Source organism: Haloferax sp. ATCC BAA-644 (genome assembly GCF_000336975.1).
GTDB classification, from domain to species: domain Archaea; phylum Halobacteriota; class Halobacteria; order Halobacteriales; family Haloferacaceae; genus Haloferax; species Haloferax volcanii.
In genome coordinates this window covers 66,371-88,861 of record NZ_AOLF01000031.1, presented here as the reverse complement: position 1 = coordinate 88,861, position 22,491 = coordinate 66,371, and the positions used below count along the sequence as shown (strand labels likewise).

The following is a 22,491-nucleotide window of genomic DNA, read 5'->3' as shown; positions in this document are numbered from 1 at the left end:
CGGTGAGGGCGTGAGTACCACACCAATGGACGGACCCGTCCCCGAACTCACCGAGCACGCGGCGGTCTGCGCGGCCCGCCTCCGCGACGCCGACCGGGTGCTCCTCGCCTCGCACATCGACGCCGACGGGTTGACGAGCGCCGGCATCGCCTCGACCGCGCTCGAACGCGCCGACATCCCCTTCGAGACGGTGTTCTGCCGCCAACTCGACGAGGCCGCCGTGGCCGACATCGCGGCGACCGACTACGACACCGTGCTGTTCACGGACTTCGGCAGCGGCCAACTCGACATCATCGCCGACCACGAGGCGGCGGGCGACTTCCACCCCGTCATCGCCGACCACCACCAGCCCGCCGAGGGCGTCGAGACCGACCACCACCTCAACCCGCTTCGGTTCGGTCTCAACGGCGCGAGCGAACTCTCCGGCGCGGGCGCGAGCTACGTCCTCGCGCGGGCGCTCGAAGCCGAGGGTCGAGACAACCGCGACCTCGCCGCCCTCGCCGTCGTCGGCGCGGTCGGGGACATGCAGGACACGAACGGCGAACTCCGCGGGGCCAACGCGGGCATCGTTGAGGAGGGCGTCGCGGCCGGCGTCGTCGAGGAGGGGACCGACCTCCGCATCTACGGCCGCCAGACCCGCGCGCTCCCGAAACTGCTCCAGTACGCGACCGACGTTCGCATCCCCGGCATCTCGAACAACGAGGCCGGAGCCATCGAGTTCCTCACCGAACTCGACGTGCCCTGCCGCGACGACGACGGCGAGTGGAAGCGCTGGGTCGACCTCACCGGCGACGAGCGCCAGACGCTCGCCAGCGCCCTGATTCGCCGCGCCATCGCCAGCGGCGTCCCCGCCTCCCGCATCGACGACCTCGTGGGGACGACCTACGTGCTCTCCCGGGAACAGGAGGGGACCGAACTCCGCGACGTGAGCGAGTTCTCGACGCTCCTGAACGCGACCGCGCGCTACGACCGCGCCGACGTGGGCCTCGCGGTCTGCCTCGGCGAGCGCGACGCGGCGCTGGACCGGGCGCGCAGGCTCCTGCGGAACCACCGCAAGAACCTCTCGAACGGCCTCCAGTGGGTGAAAGAACACGGCGTCCGCGTCGAGGACAACCTCCAGTGGTTCGACGCGGGCGACGAGATACGCGAGACCATCGTCGGCATCGTCGCCGGGATGGCCGTCGGCACCGACGCGACCCGAAACGGGATGCCGGTCCTCGCGTTCGCCGAGAAAGAAGACGGCGAAGTGAAAGTCTCCTCGCGCGGGTCGTACGTGATGGTCAGAGACGGGCTCGACCTCTCGGCGGTCATGCGCGAGGCGTCCCGTGCAGTCGGCGGCGACGGCGGCGGCCACGACGTGGCCGCGGGCGCGACGATTCCGAAGGGCGAAGTCGAGGTGTTCATCTCCGAGGCGGACCGCATCGTCGGCGAGCAGTTGGCCGAGGACGCGGACTAATCGTCGACCGGGTTCTCCCCGAACCGCGCGGGCACCCAGTTTTGGCTGTCGATTGGCGGCCGCTCGTACCCGGTGTCGTCCTGTCGGGACGGGAGTTCGATGGGGTCGGGCGTGAGGTCCTCGTAGTCGATTTGGTCCAGCAGGTGCGAGATGCAGTTGAGCCGCGCGTGGCGCTTCACGTCGGCGTGGACGACGTGCCACGGGGCCGCCTCGATGTCGGTGTGTTCGAACATCGCGTCTTTCGCCTTCGAGTACTCGACCCACCGAGAGCGCGCTTCGAGGTCCATCGGACTCAGCTTCCACCGCCGCTTCGGGTCGTCTGTTCGCTTCTGAAACCGCCGTTCCTGTTCCTCGTCGCTGATTGAGAACCAGTATTTGACGAGGACGATACCCGACCGGACGAGCATCCGCTCGAACTCGGGGCAGGTCCGCAGGAACTCCTCGTACTCCTCGTCGGTGCAGAAACCCATCACCCGCTCGACGCCCGCGCGGTTGTACCAACTCCGGTCGAAAAGCACCATCTCGCCCTCTGTCGGAAGCTGTTCGACGTACCGCTGGAAGTACCACTGCCCCTGTTCGCGCTCCGTGGGTTTGCCGAGCGCGACGACCCGCGCCACCCGCGGGTTGAGCCGGCGGGTGATGCGCTTGATGACGCCGCCTTTCCCCGCGGCGTCGCGCCCCTCGAAGACGACGCAGACCCGGAGGTCGCGTTCCTTTATCCAGTACTGGAGTTTCACCAGTTCCTCCTGAAGGCGGTGCAACTCCCGTTTGTACTGTTTCTTCTTCAGGACCCCCTCGTCGTTGTAGCGGGGCTCGTCGGCGGACATACGAGAACTGCGAGCGCTGTGACCAAATAGCAAGCGGGGGCGGGCGGTGCGCTCGACGCCGGCGACGACGAACGCCGCGACGGCGACGAGCGGTCTGACCATCCGCCGAAGCAACGGCCGGGCGCCAGCGCGTCGATGAGAGTTCGGCGGTCGTACATCACGGGGTGCAACCCGTGAAAGCGCCTGTCGGGGTCGTGCGGCCCGCAATCGCGGCAGACCGAGCTGTTCGACGAGTAGAAATTGATGAAGATCCACTGTCGAGAGGATTCAACTCGTGTTTGAGTGTATAGTCGCCCACTTATTTAGTGTTCGACAACCTATCGAGTATAAAATCGATTGTCCTCAAACAACCCAATCTGGCTATGACTCCCTCGATTCGGATACGGGAGCAGTTCGATATAGCGAGATTTGATTTATTATTGCCGGAGCTGGAGGAAGAAACGGCCGAGTGTAGACCGCGTTCGCGTTCGCCCTCGGGGGCGAAACCCGCGAAATCCTCATATCGGATGCTTGTGTATGTCATGGCACCGGCACGCATGCCGGAGTGGGGTGAACGATGGCGACTGCCAACTCGAACGAGGCCGAATACGACTACCCGGTCGGCTACGAACCGGAGGTACAAACAGAGACGGTCGAACTGGACCGTCGAACCGTCGAGCGACTCGACGCGCTGCGCGAGGACGACGAGTCGTACGACGAACTGATAACCGAGCTCGCGTCCATCTTCGCGGCGAGCGAACTCTCCGCCGCGCGCGTGGACAGCCCGCTCATCGAGTGACGCCCCGCGTCGCTCGATTTTCCGTATTTGAGACGCGCTAAGAGAGGAATCGCCGTTCAGAGGACGAACAGTCGATAAATGCTACGTTGCTATACAGAATTCACAATGCCGATGAACTAACCGTCCGATTTTTTGCCGGGAGCACGAAAGCTCCGAGTATGACCGAGTTCGACCCCGAGAAGTTCGAGGACAAGTACGCCAACTACTTCCCCGAACTCCAGCGCGCGTACAAGAACGCCTTCGAGACGATGAACGACGAGTTCGACTCGTCGCTCATCCACGGGGTCGACCAGCAGATTCTCAACGAGTCCGAGCCGTTCTACGAGGACGACGACTTCTCCGTGCAGCTCCCCGACGACCCCGCGGAGCGGCTGACGGCGGTCGAAATCGACGACGACGAGCTCGATACCGTCCTCGACCGCTACGTCGACGAGATAGAAAGCGAGCTTCGGCGGGTCTTCGGCGTCGAGGCGTAACCCCGAACCAAAGGCCTAAGCACGTTCACCTCGAAGCCGCGTGCATGAGCACGGAGACGCAGGACGGCGAGGACGACCTCAAAGAGCGTGTCGTGAACTTCCTCCGTCGGAACTTCCCGCAGATCCAGATGCACGGCGGCAGCGCGGCCATCCGCGACCTCGACCGCGAGACCGGTGAGGTTACCGTTCTCCTCGGCGGCGCTTGCTCCGGGTGCGGCATCTCTCCGATGACCATCCAGGCCATCAAGACCCGCATGGTCAAGGAGATTCCCGAGATCAACGAGGTCCACGCCGACACCGGCATGGGCGGCGACGGCGGGATGGGCGGCGACAGCCGCGGCGGCAGTCCGTCGTTCCCCGGCGACACCAGCGACGACACGACCGATATCGAGGACGACCAGGGCCCGCAGGCCCCGTTCTAACTCGACGGTTCGGACGTTTTCGTCGCGGCGGCGGCCGAGAACAGGAGTTTTATCGGCAACTACTCCCCACCCTCGGGTATGACTGCCGAGTCGCCCGAGAACGTCCTCTTCGTCGTCATGGACACCGTCCGAAAGGACCATCTCACGCCGTACGGCTACGACCGCCCGACGACGCCGGGCCTCGACCGGTTCGCCGACGAGGCGACCGTCTTCGAGCAGGCCGTCGCGCCCGCGCCGTGGACGTTGCCGGTCCACGCCTCGCTTTTCACCGGGATGTACCCCAGCCAGCACGGGGCCGACCAGGAGAATCCCTACCTCGAAGGCGCGACGACGCTCGCCGAGACGCTCTCGGCGGCCGGCTACGACACCGCCTGTTACTCCTCGAACGCGTGGATAACGCCCTATACGCACCTGACCGACGGCTTCGCCGAGCAGGATAACTTCTTCGAGGTCATGCCCGGGGAGTTCCTGTCGGGGCCGCTGGCGAAGGCGTGGAAGACGATGAACGACAACGACGCGCTCCGGACGCTGGCCGACAAACTCGTCAGCCTCGGCAACACCGCCCACGAGTACCTCGCCGGCGGCGAGGGCGCGGACTCGAAGACGCCCGCGGTCGTCGACCAGACCATCGACTTCATCGACGACTCCGAGGAGTTCTTCGCGTTCGTCAACCTCATGGACGCGCACCTGCCGTACCACCCGCCCGAGGAGTACAAAGAGCGCTTCGCGCCGGGCGTCGATTCGACCGACGTCTGCCAGAACTCCAAGGAGTACAACGCCGGTGCCTACGAGATTGACGACGACGAGTGGGCGGACATCCGCGGGCTCTACGACGCCGAAATCGCCCACATCGACGACCAGCTCACCCGCCTGTTCGACCACCTCAAAGAGACCGACCGCTGGGACGACACGATGGTCGTCGTCTGCGCCGACCACGGCGAACTCCACGGCGAACACGGCCTCTACGGCCACGAGTTCTGCCTGTACGACCCGCTCATCAACGTCCCGCTGATGGTCAAACACCCCGACCTCGACGCGGAGCGACGCGACGACCAGGTCGAACTGATCGACCTCTACCACACGGTGCTCGACTCGCTCGGCGTCGAGGGCGGCGACCCCGCGAACCCCGGCGACGACGCGGTCGGTCTCGACCGCACGCGCTCGCTCCCGTCGGCCGATTACCGGGAGTTCGCGCAGGCGTCGAACGACGACCCCGGTCAGCGGCGTGACGGCGAGTACGCCTTCGTCGAGTACTCACGTCCCGTGGTCGAACTCAAGCAGTTAGAAGAGAAGGCGTCGAGCGCCGGCATCACCCTGCCTGAAGACTCGCGGTTCTACTCCCGGATGCGGGCGGCGCGGCGGACCGACGCCAAGTACGTCCGAATCGACCGCATCCCCGACGAAGCCTACCGCATCGACGCCGACCCCGAGGAGACCGAGAACGTCGCCGGCGACGACACGGGCGACGAGGCCATCGCGGAGACCGAGGCCGCCCTCGCGGAGTTCGAAGACGCAATCGGCGGCGCGTGGACCGACGCGCTCGACACCGACGTGTCGGACGACTCGGTCGACCAGATGGACGACGAGGCGCAGGACCGACTCCGCGACCTCGGCTACCTCGAATAGCTCGCACACGGGCGTCTCGGGTCCGACGCGACTACCGAAGCCCTGCTCCCCGCTCCCACGCCCGGAGGAGCGCCGCGAGCGTCCGGTTCGTCGGCACCTCGAAGCCGTGGTCGGCGGCGATATCCACTACCGCACCGTTGATAGCGTCCACCTCGGTCCGCTTTTCGGCCGCCACGTCCTGCAACATCGACGAGCGGTTCGCGGCGGTCTTTTCGACCACGCGGTCGACTGCCTCGCGGGCGACGCGGTTCGGGAGCGACACGCGCTCTAATCGGGCGACACGGGCCGTTTCGCGGGCCGCTCGGTGTGCGAGTTCGCCGGCGTCGTCGCCCGCGAGCGCGCCGTTTTCGACCCGCGAAAGCGCGGTGACCGCGTTGATGCCGGCGTTGACGGCGAGTTTCTCCCAGCGCCGTCGCGGCATGTCGGTCGCGACGAGCGTGTTGAGCCCCGCGTCGCGGAACGCCTTCCCGACGCGCTCCGCGAGGGGGTCGGATCCGCCGTCGAGCGCGCCCAAGACGACCCGACCGACGCCGGTGCACTCGACGCGGCCCGGCTCGACTAATCGCGCTCCGTAGGTCGCCGTTCCCGCGAGGACCGGCGCGTCGAGGCGAGAAACGAGCGCCTCCTCGGTGAGTCCGTTCTGGAGCGACAGCACCGCGTCCACGTCGCAGTCAGCGAGCGCGTCGGCAGCGGCCGCGGTGTCGAACGACTTGACCGTGACGAGCGCGAGGTCCGCGTCGTGGCCCGTTTCGGTCGTCGTCGCGGCCGGCGAGATGTGCGCCGACTCGGCACCGACGATGTCGAGCCCGGCCGCCGACACCCGGGCTGCGTACGGGTCGCGGGCGACGAGCGTCACGTCGTGGACCGACGCGAGGAGGCCGCCGACGAGCGTGCCCAGACTGCCCGCGCCGAAGACGAGAATTCGCATGGCTACCCGTACTCGGCGGACGACAAAAATGGCGAGTTTCGCGGGTGCGGCGGTCGAATCGGGGGCGAGGCCTCAGTCTTCGGTCCAGTAGTAGAGTTGCTCCCGTTCGGCACCGCAGTTCGGGCAGGCGTCGGGCAGTTCGTCGAGGTCGCCCATCTCGCCGCAGTCGCTACACCGCCACATCAACTCGGCCTCACCGAACTCGTGGCCGGCGCGCTCGTGTTCGACGGACATCCCCGCGAGTCCCTCGCGGGTCGTCACGAAGAAGCCGTCGTCGTCGAAACCGCGGACGCTCCCGAGTTCGGTTCCGTCCGCCGCGTACACCGTCATTCCCACCGTCGGCTGTGTCTCGTCAGCCATACGCGACTAGTCGTCGCGCGAGCGGATAAAAAGGAACGGCCGAATCCGTGTCGAGGTCGAGCGAGCCCATCAATAGGTCGGCAGTGAGACCCCTATAAATAATAAATCTAATACCGCGATATAGAATCGCGTAGCTCGACAAAGCACTTACCGCCACGTCATAGATCCGACAGTATGCCCCGTCTTCGGAGCCGCCGCCGATTCCTCCGACTGCTCGGAAGCGCGTCGTTCGGTGTCGCCGGTTGTCTCGGCCGCGACGGCGGGTCGTCCGGTCCTACGACGACCGAGGCGACGACCACCACCGCCGAACCGTCTACGACTTACGGTCCGACCTCCGGGCCGGACGAACGCGTGACGGCCACGCCGCCGGGCGACCCCGCGCTCTCCCCGTCGGGGGCGTGGCCGCAGTACCGCTTCGACGCGGGAAACACCGGCTACAACCCCGACGTTTCGATTCCGACCGACGCCGAGGAGTACTGGCGGCTGAACGCCGGCGGCTCACCCGTCCTCGACGGCGACCGCCTCTACAACCTCCACGGGCGCGGGCGCGACAAGCGAGCACTCGTCCGACGCGACCCCTCGACGATGGGTGAGCGGGCGGTAACCCCGCTTGTCGGCTACGGCGTGAACTCGCCGCCCGTCGTCGCGGGCGACCGAGTCGTCGTCACGACCTTCATCGAGGTGTTCTGTCTCGCCGCCGACCGCGACGAAGTGCTCTGGCGCGGCCCCGAGATGGACGGTATCCACGGCCCGCCCGCGGTGGGCGACGGCGTCGCCGTCGTCTCAGGCGGCGGGTTCGACGGCGTCCCGACCCAGCTCCGGGCGTTCGAACTCGCGGACGGGAGCGAACGCTGGCGCTACGACCTCGAAAGCGACGCGAAGGGCGCGCCCGCCGTCGCCGACGGGGCGGTGTTCGTCGTGACGAGCGACGCCGTCCACGCCGTCGACCTCGCGACCGGCGAGCGGCGCTTCCGCGTCGAGGCGCAAGCGAGCGAGTGGACGACGCCGGTGGCAACGCCCGAGGCCGCGTATCTGTCCACCCGCGACGGAAAGCTCCTCTCGCTCGCCCCGAGCGACGGCACCGAACGATGGCGGTCGCCGGGAAGCGGCGCGCCGGTCGTCGCCGACGACGTGCTCCACGTCGCGGTCGACGGGGAGACCGCGACGCTGTCGCGCGACGACGGACGCGAGGCGGCGGCGCGCTTCTCCGGCGCTCCACACGCGCGCGCACGAGAAGCGTTATTAGTTTCCGATGAACAGGGACGACTAGCAGCGTACAACACTGATGAAGAACGTCAGTTGTGGACACACCAGACCCCGGAAGTGCAGGTGGCGGACGTGATTTCACGGGGCGTCGCCGCCGCAGTCCCCGTCGACGGCGCGGTGTACGTCGTCGCCGCCGACGGCTTCCACGGGTTAGGGGCGGCGCAAGACTGAGACGCCGAGCGGCGGAGTCGCTCGACTCGCAAAACTTGGCCGAAAAGCCGATTCCGGAACTACATGAAGTCCGCAATTCCCGACTGTTTGTTCTTGTCGTTCTCGAAGACCGATTCGAGGCTCTTTTCGAGCACTTCGAGGCGCTGTTTCGTGTAGTCGCGGCAGTCGAACTCCTCTGCCACCTGAATCGCGGTGTCCATGTACTTGTTCACGGAGCCCTGGTGGACCGTGAGGTTCACCCGGCCGCCGCACTCCCGGCAGTCGCCCGAAAGCGGCATCCGGCGGTACTTCTCGCCGCAGTCGAGACACCGCGTCTCCTGTCGGGAGAAGGCGCGGAGGTTGCCGATGAGGTCCGGCAGGAAGTGGTACTCGATGACGCGCTCGGCCACGTCCGTCTCGTCGACCGCCCGGAGCTTCCGCGCGAGGAACAACTGGGCGTCCATCTTGTCCATCATCGACCCGAGGGTCTTGTACGCAGAGAGGTCCGGGCCGGCGGCGATGTCCGTGGTGTCGTGGGTGTGGTCGAACCCGGTGTACTCGCGGTCGGTCCCGAGGTACTCCTCGGCGATGGTGACCTCGTCCTCCCAGTCGTCGGGGTCTTCCATTCGCAGCGTCGCCTCGTAGAACTCGCGGGGGTACTGCCGCACGATGTCCATGTTGTGCGCCTCGTCGTCGATCTCCGAGGGGTCGATGCGCGAGGACATGACGAGCGGCGCGTCCATCTGCCCGCCGCGCTTGTCGGGGAGATATTCTTTCGAGAAGTTGAGAAGACCGTCCATGAGCAGCATGACACAGTCTTCGTCCCCGTCGCACTGCGCGACGTGGAGGTCGTTGGCGACCAGCGAATTGGTATCTTCGACGGTCAACGAGTAGGTGTGGTCGATATCGCTTTCGAGATATTCGACCGAGACGACTTCGTCGAGCCACGTATCCCCGCCGTCCGAGAAGAGACGCTGGCTTCGGATGTCCGTGTCGTCGAGCGCGCTCGCCAGCGCCTCACTCTTTCGAGGGAGATGAAAGCCGGCTTCCTCGGCGAATCGAACCGCGTTCTCCGACGTGAGTTTGAGGACCCACGAGTCGAACGTCGGGACCTCGTCTTCGTCGTAGAACTCCGCGACTGCACCCGTCCGTGGCGTTCGGCGCTCGGAGTAGGTCTTCGCGGCGATGCCGAATCGTTTGAGGGCGGCAACGAGGTCGCGTTTGAGGTCGTCGCTCACGGTGTGCGCGCGGATCTCCACGCGGTCCGAAGACGCGCTTCCGTCGCCGGAGAAGTACGCCGACAGGAAGGACCGAAGAACCGGCTTGGGGCCGGTGAGTATCGAGTCCGGGACGCGTTTGTCCTCGGCGCGCGACCCGCATCCGATGACGTCCGCAAACAGCGACTGAACGAGTCTGCTCGAAATCGTGACCTTCCACTCGTTCTCCTCGAACGCGTCGACGCCGAGCGCTTCGCTAACGGTATCGAGGATGCGTTCTCGGGCGAGTTCGTCCGGAATACAGACCGTCGTCTGGTAGAAGTTTCCAGGCGACGCCCTCGCGAAGCCTTCGGCGGCGTAGTACCCCAGAACAGTTCCGAACGCCTCGTCGATATCGAGCACTCTCGAAACGGTCGCGGTATCGCGGCGGACCCCAAGAGAGATGTCACGCGGAAGCACGTCGACGACCGTTTCGGCGTCTCCGAAAATCTCCACGAACACCGATGCCGGAACGCTGTCGCGAGAGACCCAGTTGTAAACCGTCGAATCGCCCCGTCCGAGCCTCTCGGCGACCGGTTTTACGTAGCCGTTCGATTCCGTATGCTCGTCGAATAGCGACCGGATTCGGTCCGCACCGAGCCCCCGAATCATCAGGTCTTCGGCCGGTATCGACTCGCCGTTCAGGAACTCATCGAGCAAGTCGAACTGGGTCGGGTCCGCGTCGATGTCGACGCGCTTGGGCGACGGAAGCGCATCGCCTTCATCAAGGTCGTGCGCGGGAACCCGCGTGAACCCGCCGTCGCTGGCTCGAATCACCGTGTGGTCTGGAGTGACCGTTAGTTCTCTTCCACCGCGAGTCTCGATTCGCACGAGGTGGTCCTGTGCGACGTGCTTAGAGACGGCTTCGACCGGTTTAATCGTCTCTCGACCGCCTCTAGAGAGAGACGGAACGTACACGTCTCCGTCCAGTTCCTGAACGAGCGTCCCGAAGTCGTCGGTTTCCGGGTCATCGAGTCGTTCCTCGACAAGCGTTCGAACCTCGTCGTATCGCCAGCGGTCGGTCTCGTCTCGGAACCAGACCTTCGTCTCCGGGTGGAAGCAGTTCCGGCGCTTCGCGGCGTGAAAGTACGGGTGCGCATATCCGACTGCGGCTGTCGTAAATCCGACAACTCTGCCGACGACCGCGGCGGAGGTGTGGGGTGCCATCCCGAAGACGAGTTCGCCGATGAGGTCGTCGCGCTCGTCGATTTCGTAGAAGCGGTCGAGGCCGTAGAACTGGTCGAGGAGGTCGTCGACGAAGTCGGCGGTCTGCATCATGTGCTGGGCCGCGCCGTTCGAGAGGACGATGTCCTGGACTTTGAGTTCGACCAGTTGGTCGTCGAACCGGAGGGGTTCGCCGTCGATGTCGGTCTCGTAGCCGAGTTCGCGGAAGTGGTCGGCGGTCACGTCGAGTTCCTCGGGGCGGACCGCGGTGACGGGCAGGTCGGTCATGTCGTAGCGGACGGTGCCGTCTTTGAACGACGACACGTCGTGTTTCGCCCGCAGGACGCCCTTCTCGATTGGTTCGGGCGTCTTGTTCGCGGAGGTGAGCCCCTTCACGCCCTTGAGAATCTGGAACGACGACTCGCGCTCGCCGACGCGTTCGAGGGCGTTTCGGTACTCGGTGTTCAGGTCGATGTCCTGCCACTCGGCGCTCTCGACGTCCCACTCGCAGCGCTCGCAGTAGACGCGGCCCGACTCGTCGGGTTCGATGACGCTCCCGCAGTCGTCGCACTCGTAGTGGGGTTCGGTGTGACCGCCGCACTCCGAACATTTCGATTTGAAGCCGAACGCGCCGCAGTCGGGGCACTTGCGCTGACCGAGGCGGACCGAAATCTGGCCGCGCTTGCCGGACTCGCCGCGGTGTCTGGCGGCGTCGCCAACGTCGCGTTGGCTCCCGCCGGCCTCGCCGATGGGAAACAGCGTGTGGACCGCGGGCGAGAGGTCGCGGCGCTCGGACTTCTCCGGGCGGCCCATCCGGTTGCCGATGCGGGTGGGCGCGCGCTCGCGGACGACGAAGGGCGCGACCTCGTTGACGGCCTCGACGGCGTTATCGCCGTCGTCCCACCCGCGGGCGCGCTCGGAGAGGTCGGGGAGTTCCCACGTCCGCTCGCGGTCGTCGGTGAGACCGAGGCTCCGGGCGAGCGGTCGCCACACGGGGACGCGAAGCGTCTCGTCGGTCTGTCGGTGAGCGACGAGCAGGTGTTCGAGCGCCTCCCGAATCTCCGGCGTGTTGTCGAGGACGAGCGTCCCCTCCAGTCCGCGCTCGGGTTCGTTGTCGTGTTCGAGCGCGCCGGCCGTGCCGCCGTCGGCTTCGGCGGCGACGACATCGCCGGCCGCGACGGCGTCGGCGAGCGCGTCGAACCGCTCGACGGAGATGTCGTGCCAGAGGTAGGTGTACGTCGGATGGAGCGGGGCGTCGAACTCGGTCGCCCACGAGAGGGCCTGTTCGACCGACGGCTCTTCGAGGTCGACGGCGGGGTCGTCGCGGAGCGCCTGCACGTTGGCCTCGGTCGCCTCGAACTCCTGAATCCACCACTCGAAGACGTACGAGGCGGGCGCGAGCGGGTGGTTGTTCTCGACGAACTCCCCGAAGTTGACGAGGTACTCACCGAGGTCGAGAATCTTCTCGACGCCGTTCTGGAGTTCCTTCGCCTCCTCGGGGTCGTCGATGCGGCGCACGTCGCCGTTGGCGAGTCTGACCGTCGGCCCCTCGATGGAATCGACGGGGACGACGCCGCCGGCCTTGCCGGGACGCTCGGTTTTGATCTGCGTGCCGGTGGCGATGAAGTCGTCCACGATGTGCATCGTCGCGGGGTGGACGCCCGCGGTCGCAAAGCCGTGGTTGCGGGCGCGGCCGTAGCGCAGGCGGAAGCCGCCGGGCGCGGAGGGGTGGCCGAACACCGGGCGGCCCGCGATGAGGTCGCGGAGGAACTTGGTCGCGGGTTCGACGCGGGTCGGGCCGTCGGGGGCGTCGCTCTCGGCGTCGTCGGTCTCTGCGTCCGGGTCGGCCTCGGCCTCGTCGGCTTCGTCGCCGTCGTCTCCCGCGTCGTCGGCGTCGGCGTCGGCGTCCCCGTCGTCCTTGCCGATGGTACCGTCGATGAGGTCCTGGAGCCACGGCCAGTCGACCTCGTCGAGTTGGCGGGTGTAGCGCTGAATCTTCGGGGCCTTGAGGGCGATACCCTCGGCCATGACGAGACACATGCCGCCGCGGGCGGAGTTGGTGTCGACGCGTTCGAGGTCGCGGTAGCCCGAGACCTCCTCGTCGCCGGTGGCCTCGCCGTCGAGCATGATTGGCATGTTCTCCGCGATGAAGCGCGACTCCTTGTCCTTCGGCGAGTACTGGAGGCCGGTCTCCTTGTCGTAGAGGTTTATCTCCTCGACGTAGCGCTCGACCTCGTCGGTTCGAGCCTTGTACTCGTCGATGTCGAGCAGCGAGCGGGCGTAGTCAGCAACGAGCACGGAGAGCGCCTGTGCGGTGCCGCCCGCCGAGCGAATCGGGCCGGCGTAGTAGACGTTGACGAACTCCGTACCGTCGTCGTTTTCGAGGATTTCGACGCGGTCGATGCCCTCGATGGGGGCGGCGACGACTCCCTCGGTGAGGAGGGCGACGGCGGTGCGGACCGCGCCCTCGACTTTGCCCTCGCGGGAGTCGTAGTCGCCGACGTTGCCGTCGACGAAGTCGGTCACGAGTTCGAGCGCGGCCTCCTCGCGGGACATCTCGCCTTCGAGTTCGCGGACGCGCTCTGCGACGCCGTCGATGCCGAGGATGTTTTCGACGCGGTCGGCCATGTCCTTGGCGACCGGAATCTCGACTTCGGTCTTCGGGTCGTACCCCGTCGCCTTCGCGGCCTCCGCGAGGTCGAACGCCTCGTCGAGGCGGGCTTCGATGCGACGGAAGTACCGGGTTTCCTCCTCGCGCACGGTTACAGCCAGAGGTCGAGGTCGGTCACCGCGTCGTGATCGCGTTCGAGCGGTTCCTCGAAGGCGCGGAGGTTCAGTTCGCCCGCGAAGACGGTCGCTGAGTCGAGATGTCCCGCGAGCGCCTGGCCGCTCCGCCGAGAGAGAACCGCGTGCGTGTGTGCGAAGGGCTCGCCGTCGAGGAGCGCGACGTTACCCACGCAAGCGGCGACTTCGAGCGGCTCGTCGAACGTCACGGACTGGTACTCCTGGTCCGTCTGGTCGTAAAACCAGAGTTCGGCGTCCTGGACGGCACCCATGGCGTTGAACCACGCGGACTCGATGTCCTTGCGCGCGCAGAACTCCTCGATCTCCTCGCGCCAGTCCGCACCGTGTTCGAGACGGGCGAGGTACTCCTCGCTCACCGTCACCGCTCGAGCGTTCATGCAGCGTACCACGAGCGAGTCGGACTAAAATGTGAATGGTCTGTCCGCCGGGCGTCCGGCGGCGGGCTTACGGGCCGGTGCGATTACTGCCACTCGTCGAGCGCGAGCGCGTCGGCTACGTCAGCAGCGAGCCACGCGTCGTCGCGGGAGATATCCGCGATAATAAGACGCTGGCCCGTCTGAGAGCGATCCACCGAGGCCATGACCTCGGCGCCCGAGTCGTCGACGGAAGCCGTCGCATCCGGCGTCATGTATGATACATAGTGACACCCCTATATAAGTGGACCGAAACTGCGGGCCGAGAAGTGTCCCGTTGACTGATTCTGTCGCCTCGAAAGCGGGTTTAAAATGTGAAACGAGTTTTGTAGGGATTCTCGTGGCAGTTTTCGCCGCTTGGGTATGGAACTACCACCCTTCCACGCTACACTATATCAAACAAATCGAATACGGTAAGTTTATCCACGCGCCGGGAAAATTTCGTTCTGAATGCCAGACACTAACAAACTCTCGCGTCGCCGCTTCCTGAAGGCAACGGGTGGGGCCGCCACGGCCGCCGCTCTCGCCGGTTGTACCGGCGGTGACGGTGAAGAGACGACGACGACCGAATCCGGTGGCGAGGAGACCACCACCTCGTCGACGACCCAAGAGGACACGGGCACGGAGCTGTCCGGGTCGGTGTTCAACCGCACCCTCTCGGGGACCATCACGACGATGGACCCCGTCGCCGCGACCGACACGTCGTCGGGCATCCTCATCCAGCAGGTCTTCGACTGCTTGATGTCCTACCAGAACGCCCTCCCGACGGTCGAAAACGAGCTCGCCGCGGACTACACGGTCTCCGACGACTTCACGACCTACACGTTCGAGCTCGCGGACGCGACCTACCACAACGGCGACCAGGTCACCGCCTCGGACTTCATTTACTCGTGGGAGCGCCTCGCGGCCTCCGAGAACAGCCGTCGCGCCTACTTCATCCTCGACTCCGTCGGCGTCGAACACGAGACGGACGACGAGGGCAACTACGTGCCCGGGTCGCTCGGTCTCGAAGTCGGTGAGAGCGAGAGCGAACTCGTCGTCAACCTCTCGGAGCCGTTCCACGACACCCTCGAGATGTTCGCCTACACCTCCTTTGCCGCCCTTCCCGAGGGCGTCCTCGGCGACATCGAGGGTCACGACGGCGAGATGGAGTACACCGAGTTCGCGTCGAACAACCCCATCGGTGCGGGTCCGTTCGAGTTCGCGTTCTGGGAGCAGGGCACCGCCGCGGCCGTCTCCAAGTACGACGACTACTACGGGCAGGTCGCGCAGGTCGACAACGTCCGCTGGCAGGTCATCGAGGACGACACGGCCCGCTACAACTACGCGATGAACGAGAACGCGGACTACTTCACCCTGCCCACCGCGCAGTACGACCCCGGACTGGCTCAGGTGGAGTCGACCGACGAGTACGGTCGCGAAATCGGGACGTACGGCCCCGTCCGTAACGGGAAGACGCTCAACTACGTCGGCGTTCCGACCCTCTCCATCTACTACGTCGGCTTCAACATGAACAAGGTCCCGAAGGCGGTCCGTCAGGCGTTCGCCTACGTCCTGAACCAAGACCAGATGGTCTCGGAAGTGTTCAAGGGCCGCGGCTCCGCGGCGGAGCTCTTTACGCCGCCGACCATCTTCCCCGGCGGTGCGCAGGCCGCGAGCGACCTCGTCAGCTCCGACTACCCGTACAGCGCGGGCGAGACGGACATCGAGGCCGCCCGCCAGGTCATGGAGGAGGCCGGCTACGGTCCGGACAACCAGTTCGAGGTCCAGTGGACCCAGTACAACAACAACGCGTGGGAGGAGATGGCGAGCATCCTCCGCGACCAGCTCGCATCCGCCCACATCAACATGCAGATTCAGAAGGCCGACTTCTCGACGCTTCTCGAACGCGGCCGCAACGGTCAGCTCGAAGCGTACACCCTCGGCTGGATTGCCGACTGGCCGGCCCCGGACAACTTCCTGCAGCTCCTGAACCCGCCGCAGACTGATACGTCCGAACAGGGCCCCATCTCGTACGTCAACTGGACGGCCGAAAACGGCGACGCCGCCCAGCAGGCGACCGAGGCCTATCAGCAGGTCGTCAACAACCCCGCGCCGACCGACGAGGCCCAGCAGGTCCGCGACGAGGCCTACGTCGACATCGAGATGGCCAACTGGGAAGACGTCGCGATGCTGCCGGTCTACAACCAGAAGGAAGAGACGTTCTGGTACGACACCGTCGACATCGAACCGTTCGGTGGAATGGGTCCGAGCCGCCAGAAGCTCAACACCGTCACCCTCAACCGATAAAACCGAGGAACACGGGAACGCTTTCGCGTCCCGTCTCAATCGAAACGGCCGAATATTTTTGACAAGCGTACAATTAGTGGCCACCATATGAAATAATCTGGCAGCAGAGTTGCTGAAACTGCGATATTTGGACCTCAAAGCGCAAGACATATCCATACCACTCAGTAAAAACTTACAACAATGTCCGCTCGAACGGTCTGCGAGGTGATGCCATGAGTCGATGGCAGTACTTCCTCCGCAGGGTACTGATGTCGATTCCTGTCGTCATCTTCGGGACGACGATTACGTTTGCCCTCATCCGCCTGGGGCCACTCGACCCCGTTTCAGCGATTCTGGGGACGCAATACAACCCACAGGCGGCAGAACAGATTCGAACGAACCTCGGGTTGAACCAGCCGCTATGGAGTCAGTACCTCGACTTCATGTACGACCTGTTCACCTTCCAACTCGGCCAGTCGTGGGTCATCGCGCCCGGGACGACCGCGTACGAACTCATCGAAATCTACGCGCCCCGGACGATTTGGCTCGGGTTCTGGTCGGTCGTCATCGCGCTGTTCGTCGGGATTCCGCTCGGCTTCTACGCCGGGCTGAACCCGAACACGCCCTCCGACTACGCCGCTTCCTTCGGCGGAATCGTCTGGCGCGCGATGCCGAACTTCTGGCTGGCCATCATGCTCGTCACGGCGCTCTCACAGCTCGGGTCGTGGACGAACGGCCTGTTCACGTGGCAGACGTGGATTGTTAGGACGAACGTCGTCACGCCGCCGGCGCTCGGCTTCTTCCAGTCGCCGGTCGAACAGTTCCTCGCTGACCCCGGCGGGTGGATAGAGTCATTCGTCCGGGCGACGAAGCAGATAGCCCCCGCGGCGCTGGTCCTCGGCTCGGCGTCGATGGGCAACGAGATGCGTATCGGCCGTACCGCCGTCCTCGAAACCATCAATTCGAACTACGTCGAGACCGCCCGCGCGAAGGGCGTCTCCGGGCGCTCGCTCGTCTGGAAGCACATCTTCCGGAACGCGCTCATCCCGCTCGTGCCCATCATCACGGGCGAGGCGTTCCTGCTTCTCGGCGGGTCGGTGTTCGTCGAGACGGTTTTCGCCATCAACGGCCTCGGCTGGCTGTTCTTCAACGCCGCCATCAACGGGGACCTGCCGCTCATCGGGACGCTGATGTTCATCTTCATCCTCATCCTGGTCGGCACGAACATCCTTCAGGACTTCCTGTACACGATTATCGACCCGCGCGTCGGGTACGACGGGTGAATCACAGTGAGCACGACAACCGAAACCGAAATTCCGCTCCGACAACGAGTCGCTGAGAATCCCCAGCCCGCGCTGATTTGGGCCGCCGTCGGTGCAGTCCTCGTCGGCGTCGAACTGGGCGCTATCCTCCAAGTCGTCGGTGCCGTCGCCGGCGTGGTCGTCAACCTCCTTCCCGGTGACCCGGGCGCGTCCGCCGTCCAGTCGTTGCAGGCGGCGTTCGACGCGGTTCCGACGCTCGTCTCCCGCGACGTGATTCCGAACCAGGGCTACTGGAACGGGACTAGCTACCAGAACACCTTCCTCGGGCTCTCACCCGCGGTCGCGTGGGCCATCCGCGTCGTGTTCGTCTACGCGTACGCCTTCGCGGTGCTGGCGTGGGCGTGGAACGGCTACAACCGGTTCCGCCGCCACTACCGCCGCGTCGACTGGACGCCGCGGGACGACGTGGTCAACCGCTTCCGGAATCACTCCTGGGGCAAGTTCGGGCTCATTATCGTCATCACGTTTGTGGTCATGGCGGTATTCGCGCCCGCGCTCGGTCCGACCACGATGGAGCGGAACATCCTCCAGCCGTACGACTACGAGGTCAGCTACTGGAGCGAAGACACCCAGAGCGTCGAGACCGTCCTCGTCGGCGAGGCCAACATCGGCTCCGGGTCGCAGGGGGCGGGCGACGAGAACGTCGCGCCGCTGACGTACGACGACTTCGGCAGGTTCCATCCGTTCGGCACGGCGACAAACGGGAAGGACTTGTTCACACAGGTGGTGTTCGGGGCCAGGATATCCCTGACAATCGCCGTCGTCGCCATGGGTATCGCCGGCCTCATCGGACTCGGCTTAGCCATGATAACGGCGTACTACAAGGGACTGGCCGACTTGGCGACGGTGTTAGTCTCAGACTCGATACAGGCGTTGCCGGTCATCATGGTCCTCATCTTGATGCTCGTCATCTTCCAGAACACCTGGGTGAGGGAGTTGTACGACGGCGCGGTGCTCATCATCCTCATCTTCAGTATCGTCTACTGGCCGTTCATCTGGCGGTCGATACGTGGCCCGGCGCTCCAGGTCTCCGAGGAGGACTGGATCGACGCCGCGAAATCATTCGGACAGACGCCGACGCAGGTCATGCGCAAGCACATGGCACCCTACGTGTTCAGCTACATGCTCATCTACGCCTCGCTCAGTCTCGGTGGTATCATCATCAGCGTCGCCGGGCTCTCCTACCTCGGGCTCGGCATCACCGCGCCGACCCCCGAGTGGGGCCGGCTCATCGCGAACGGACAGCAGTACGTCGCGAGCCCCTCGTGGCACATCTCGCTGCTTCCCGGCCTCCTCATCACGCTCGTCGTGACCGGCCTGAACGCCTTCGGCGACGGCATCCGCGACGCCATCGACCCGCAGGCGGACACCGGTGACGAGGCCGCGGCCACCGGAGGTGGCGCATGAGCACCGAACAGGCGCGCTCGGCCCGCACCGAGGGCGAGCCGCTGCTCTCCGTCGAGAACCTCCGAACGTCGTTCTACACCGACAAGGAGGTCATCCGCGCGGTCGACGGCATCTCGTTCGACATCTTCCGCGGCGAGACCGTGGGCATCGTCGGCGAGTCCGGGTCGGGCAAGTCCGTCACGGCCCGCTCCATCATGCGGCTGGTCGAAAAGCCCGGCCGCATCGAAAACGGCCGCATCATGTACGACGGCGAGGACCTCCTCGACAAGTCGGCAAAGCAGATGCGCTCCATCCGCGGCGGCAGCATCGCGATGGTGTTCCAGGACCCGCTGACGAGTCTGAACCCCGTCTACACCGTCGGCAACCAGATTAAGGAGGCGCTTCGCCTCCACCGCGGACTGAGCGGGTCGGCGGCGACGAAAGAGGCAATCGAGCTGCTCGAAGCGGTCGGGATTCCGGACGCCCACCGCCGCGTCCGCGAGTACCCCCACCAGTTCTCCGGCGGGATGCGCCAGCGCGCCGTCATCGCGATGGCGCTCGCGTGCGACCCCGAACTGCTCATCTGCGACGAGCCGACGACCGCGCTCGACGTGACTATCCAGGCGCAGATTCTGGAGCTCCTCGAAGAACTGCAAGAGGAACGCGACCTCGGCATCATGTTCATCACCCACGACATGGGCGTCATCGCCGAAATCGCCGACCGCGTCAACGTGATGTACGCGGGCGAAATCGTCGAGAGCGCACCCGTCGTCGAACTGTTCGAGTCACCGAAACACCCCTACACGCAGGGGCTTCTCAACTCCATCCCCGGACAGGGGCTCGACGAGGACGAACAGCTCGCGACCATCGAGGGCGACGTGCCGACGCCGAACGAGGACCCGACCTACTGTCGGTTCGCCCCCCGGTGTCCGAAGGCGTTCACCGAGTGCGACACGGTCCACCCAGAGCCCGTCGAAGTCGGGGACGGCACGGGCCGACACCGCGCGTCGTGCCTGCTGTACCCCGACGACCTCCCCACGGAGGAGGCGGTCGCCGTCCACCGCGAGGGCGGACAGCGCGGAGGTGACACGCGATGAGTACGACATCCACGGAAGAAGAACAGACTGCGAAGCCGCGCGGAGACACGCTCTTGGAGGTCAACGACCTCAAGACCTACTACGAGGACGGCGGCATCCTCGGGAGCAACCCCGTGAAGGCGGTCGACGGCGTCTCGTTCGACATCCAGCGCGGCGAGACGCTCGGGCTCGTCGGTGAGTCCGGCTGCGGGAAGTCCACACTCGGTCGCACGCTGATGCGCCTCGAAGAGGCCACCGCGGGCGAGGTCAAGCTCAACGGCACGGACATCACCACGCTGTCCGGCTCCGACCTCAAGCAGTTCCGCGAGGACGTGCAGATGGTGTTCCAGGACCCCGATTCGAGCCTCAACGAGCGGATGACCGTCGGCGAAATCGTCCGCGAGCCGCTCGACGTTCACGACTGGAAGACGCCGTCAGAGCGCCGCGAACGCGTCCGCGAACTGCTCGAAACCGTCGGGTTGCAGGAACAGCACTACTACCGCTACCCGCACCAGTTCTCCGGCGGCCAGCGCCAGCGCATCGGCATCGCCCGGGCGCTCGCGCTCGAACCGGAGTTCATCATCCTCGACGAACCGGTGTCGGCGCTCGACGTGTCCGTGCAGGCGAAGATTCTCAACCTGCTCGAAGACCTGCAAAACGAGTTCGGGCTGACGTACCTGTTTATCGCCCACGACCTCGCGGTCGTCCGCCACATCTGCGACCGCGTCGCCGTGATGTACCTCGGCAACATGATGGAAATCGGCCCGGCAGACGAGCTGTTCGACGAGCCGGCGAACCCGTACACTCACGCGCTGTTGTCGTCGATTCCGGAGCCGGACCCGACCGTCGAGCGCGACCGCATCACCCTCCGCGGGACGCCGCCCAGCCCGCGGGACCCGCCGTCTGGCTGTCCGTTCTCGACGCGCTGCCCGGTGAAGATTCGCCCGGCGGCGTACAGGGAGATGGACCCCGACCTCTGGGAGCGCATCGAAATCTTCCGCGAGGTCCTGCGCGAGCGCTCTCGCGCCGACCCCTCGCTGAGCGACCGCGTCCGGAAACTGCTCGGCCGCGAGACCCACCGCGCCGGGATGGACGAAATCATCCCCGAACTGTTCGGCGACTTCGACGCGCCCTCGGGCGTGATGACCCACATCCGCGAGGCCGCCGACTACGCCGAAAACGACGACGAGGACGCCGCACGGGCCTACCTCCGCGAGGAGTTCGGCAGCGTCTGTGACCACGAGCGACCCGAACAGCTCGCGGTCGGCAACCGGGGACGACTGAGCCTCTGTCACCGCCACGAGGCCGAGTACGAGGAACCGGCGACCGTCTTCGAGACGCTCGTCCAATAGCCATGGAGTTCGACCCACGCCGATTCGGCGTCAAGGCCATCGACGCCGTGGTCTACGCCGTCTCCCTCACCGGCGTGGTGTTCGTCGTGACCGCCGTCGTGAGCACGCTCGCCGGCAACGGACTGCCCGGCGCGAAGTGGCTCATGTTCTTTCTCGGGTTCGCCATGTTCGGCTACGCGTCGCTCAAAGTCCGCCCGAAGGCGGCGTGGAAACACGGGGACGAGAACGACGGTAACGGCGGCAGCGGCAGCAGCGACGGCGGCCTGTTCTCGGGGCGCGACGAACCGATCGGCGTCGAAAAGCTCGTCGGGGACGCGCTCGACGCGATACTCCCGCCGCGACTGCGACCGGCGAACAGCGACGAGCGGCCGTCGAGCGGGGTGAAGCTCCTCCTCGCGTCGGTCTGTATCCTCGCGACTTCGTACGCGATGGAAGTCGTCTTCGAACTCAACTACTGACCGGCTCGGGGCCACCCGTGACCTTCGATGCCTTTTACCATATACGTCGTCCAGAACGGGTATGGCCGAGCTCGGAGACGACGAGACGCCCGAGGCCGAACGGATCGCGAGCGATGCGGACCGTCGCCGCGAGGCGTGGGGCGCGACGCTCGACGACATGACAGCGATGGCCGACGAGTTCGAGGACGAGGGGTGGGAGACGGTCCGCATCCCGGCGGGCGACAGCGGCCCGTTCGGCCCCTCCAGCGGCAAAGGCGACGAGGGGGCGTTCGGCCTCGCGTACGTCATCCCCGGCGACAAGGCCGAGACCGTCGCCGACCTGTTCGAAGCGACCTCGTTCCCCGAGTACGAGGTGTACCGCGCGGAGAACGACGGCCGCGTCTACATCGTGACGGCGCTGTTCTCGCCGGAGACCGAGACCGCGGTCTTCATCGCGGGCGCGTGGGACCTCCGCGAGGCGCTTGAGTGTGCGACCGTCGCCGTCGAGGAGGGGCGGATGTACTCCTACCTCCAGAAGCTCGACGGCACCGTCGTCGGCGTCGTCGAACACGACGACCCCGAGAAGTTCTTCCCCAACCTCGACGCGATTCGGCGGTACGCGCCGAACAGCGACGACGAGGGCGAAGGCGGCGAGAACTGAGCCGAGGACCGTTCTGCTTCTGCGCCGCGTGCGCACCGTCTGTCCTCCGACCCTCGCGAGCG

The 22,491-nt window shown here is 65.7% G+C and carries 19 protein-coding genes; 13 read left to right on the top strand and 6 right to left on the bottom strand.

Annotation, left to right across the window (positions count from 1 at the left end):
- Window positions 1–25 precede the first annotated feature (25 nt).
- Window positions 26–1,456, top strand: coding sequence for a DHH family phosphoesterase (locus tag C458_RS13885; protein ID WP_008576588.1), 1,431 nt, complete (start codon window positions 26–28; stop codon window positions 1,454–1,456).
- Here the strand turns inward: C458_RS13885 and ppk2 are convergent.
- A complete protein-coding gene (gene ppk2 / locus C458_RS13880; protein WP_049897087.1) occupies window positions 1,453–2,283 on the bottom strand; it encodes a polyphosphate kinase 2 in 831 nt (276 codons plus the stop codon). The genes C458_RS13885 and ppk2 overlap by 4 nt on opposite strands.
- A gap of 556 nt (window positions 2,284–2,839) precedes the next feature.
- On the opposite strand from ppk2, the gene C458_RS13875 reads away from it, so the two are divergent.
- From C458_RS13875 to C458_RS13860, 4 genes are all read left to right on the top strand, one after another.
- Window positions 2,840–3,061, top strand: a complete 222-nt coding sequence (locus tag C458_RS13875; RefSeq protein ID WP_004065778.1) for a hypothetical protein — start codon at window positions 2,840–2,842, stop codon at window positions 3,059–3,061.
- 158 nt (window positions 3,062–3,219) lie between these two features.
- Window positions 3,220–3,537: a DUF5783 family protein gene (locus tag C458_RS13870; RefSeq protein WP_008576584.1), complete on the top strand. Its 318-nt coding sequence runs from the start codon at window positions 3,220–3,222 to the stop codon at window positions 3,535–3,537.
- A 44-nt stretch (window positions 3,538–3,581) separates the two neighbouring features.
- Window positions 3,582–3,959: a NifU family protein gene (locus C458_RS13865; RefSeq protein ID WP_004045112.1), complete on the top strand. Its 378-nt coding sequence runs from the start codon at window positions 3,582–3,584 to the stop codon at window positions 3,957–3,959.
- A 78-nt stretch (window positions 3,960–4,037) separates the two neighbouring features.
- Window positions 4,038–5,585, top strand: a complete 1,548-nt coding sequence (locus C458_RS13860; RefSeq protein ID WP_008576582.1) for a sulfatase — start codon at window positions 4,038–4,040, stop codon at window positions 5,583–5,585.
- A 31-nt stretch (window positions 5,586–5,616) separates the two neighbouring features.
- Here C458_RS13860 and C458_RS13855 read toward each other — a convergent pair whose 3' ends face one another.
- The gene (locus C458_RS13855) at window positions 5,617–6,513 is read right to left on the bottom strand and encodes a ketopantoate reductase family protein (RefSeq protein ID WP_008576581.1); all 897 of its coding nucleotides are present in this window, start codon (window positions 6,511–6,513) and stop codon (window positions 5,617–5,619) included.
- Between the two features lie 72 nt (window positions 6,514–6,585).
- Window positions 6,586–6,873 carry a rubredoxin-like domain-containing protein gene (locus tag C458_RS13850; protein ID WP_004065787.1) on the bottom strand — a complete coding sequence of 96 codons (288 nt, stop codon included), beginning with the start codon at window positions 6,871–6,873 and terminating at the stop codon, window positions 6,586–6,588.
- A 174-nt stretch (window positions 6,874–7,047) separates the two neighbouring features.
- Here C458_RS13850 and C458_RS13845 point away from each other — a divergent pair, with 174 nt between their 5' ends.
- A complete protein-coding gene (locus C458_RS13845) occupies window positions 7,048–8,310 on the top strand; it encodes a PQQ-binding-like beta-propeller repeat protein (protein WP_008576580.1) in 1,263 nt (420 codons plus the stop codon).
- Window positions 8,311–8,369: 59 nt separating this feature from the next.
- Here the strand turns inward: C458_RS13845 and C458_RS13840 are convergent, their stop codons facing one another.
- The 3 genes from C458_RS13840 to C458_RS18510 all read right to left on the bottom strand — a co-directional run bounded on the left by C458_RS13840 (window position 8,370) and on the right by C458_RS18510 (window position 14,142).
- Window positions 8,370–13,469, bottom strand: coding sequence for a DNA polymerase II large subunit (locus C458_RS13840; RefSeq protein ID WP_008576579.1), 5,100 nt, complete (start codon window positions 13,467–13,469; stop codon window positions 8,370–8,372).
- 2 nt (window positions 13,470–13,471) lie between these two features.
- Window positions 13,472–13,891: a PPC domain-containing DNA-binding protein gene (locus tag C458_RS13835; RefSeq protein WP_008576578.1), complete on the bottom strand. Its 420-nt coding sequence runs from the start codon at window positions 13,889–13,891 to the stop codon at window positions 13,472–13,474.
- Window positions 13,892–13,974: 83 nt separating this feature from the next.
- Window positions 13,975–14,142, bottom strand: a complete 168-nt coding sequence (locus tag C458_RS18510) for a hypothetical protein (RefSeq protein ID WP_004045091.1) — start codon at window positions 14,140–14,142, stop codon at window positions 13,975–13,977.
- Window positions 14,143–14,377: 235 nt separating this feature from the next.
- Between C458_RS18510 and C458_RS13830 the strand changes: the two genes are divergently transcribed.
- The 7 genes from C458_RS13830 to C458_RS13800 all read left to right on the top strand — a co-directional run bounded on the left by C458_RS13830 (window position 14,378) and on the right by C458_RS13800 (window position 22,429).
- On the top strand, window positions 14,378–16,216 hold the full coding sequence (locus C458_RS13830; protein ID WP_008576577.1) for an ABC transporter substrate-binding protein: 1,839 nt from the start codon (window positions 14,378–14,380) through the stop codon (window positions 16,214–16,216).
- Between the two features lie 212 nt (window positions 16,217–16,428).
- Window positions 16,429–17,478, top strand: coding sequence for an ABC transporter permease (locus C458_RS13825; RefSeq protein ID WP_004065796.1), 1,050 nt, complete (start codon window positions 16,429–16,431; stop codon window positions 17,476–17,478).
- A gap of 6 nt (window positions 17,479–17,484) precedes the next feature.
- Complete coding sequence (locus C458_RS13820) at window positions 17,485–18,924, top strand: ABC transporter permease (RefSeq protein WP_008576576.1); 1,440 nt, start codon at window positions 17,485–17,487, stop codon at window positions 18,922–18,924.
- Window positions 18,921–20,000, top strand: a complete 1,080-nt coding sequence (locus tag C458_RS13815) for an ABC transporter ATP-binding protein (protein WP_004065800.1) — start codon at window positions 18,921–18,923, stop codon at window positions 19,998–20,000. The genes C458_RS13820 and C458_RS13815 overlap by 4 nt, the downstream gene beginning before the upstream one ends.
- Window positions 19,997–21,331: an ABC transporter ATP-binding protein gene (locus C458_RS13810; protein ID WP_008576575.1), complete on the top strand. Its 1,335-nt coding sequence runs from the start codon at window positions 19,997–19,999 to the stop codon at window positions 21,329–21,331. The genes C458_RS13815 and C458_RS13810 overlap by 4 nt, the downstream gene beginning before the upstream one ends.
- 2 nt (window positions 21,332–21,333) lie before the next feature.
- Window positions 21,334–21,789, top strand: coding sequence for a hypothetical protein (locus tag C458_RS13805; protein WP_008576574.1), 456 nt, complete (start codon window positions 21,334–21,336; stop codon window positions 21,787–21,789).
- A gap of 61 nt (window positions 21,790–21,850) precedes the next feature.
- The gene (locus C458_RS13800; protein ID WP_008576573.1) at window positions 21,851–22,429 is read left to right on the top strand and encodes a hypothetical protein; all 579 of its coding nucleotides are present in this window, start codon (window positions 21,851–21,853) and stop codon (window positions 22,427–22,429) included.
- The last annotated feature ends 62 nt before the right edge of the window (window positions 22,430–22,491 follow it).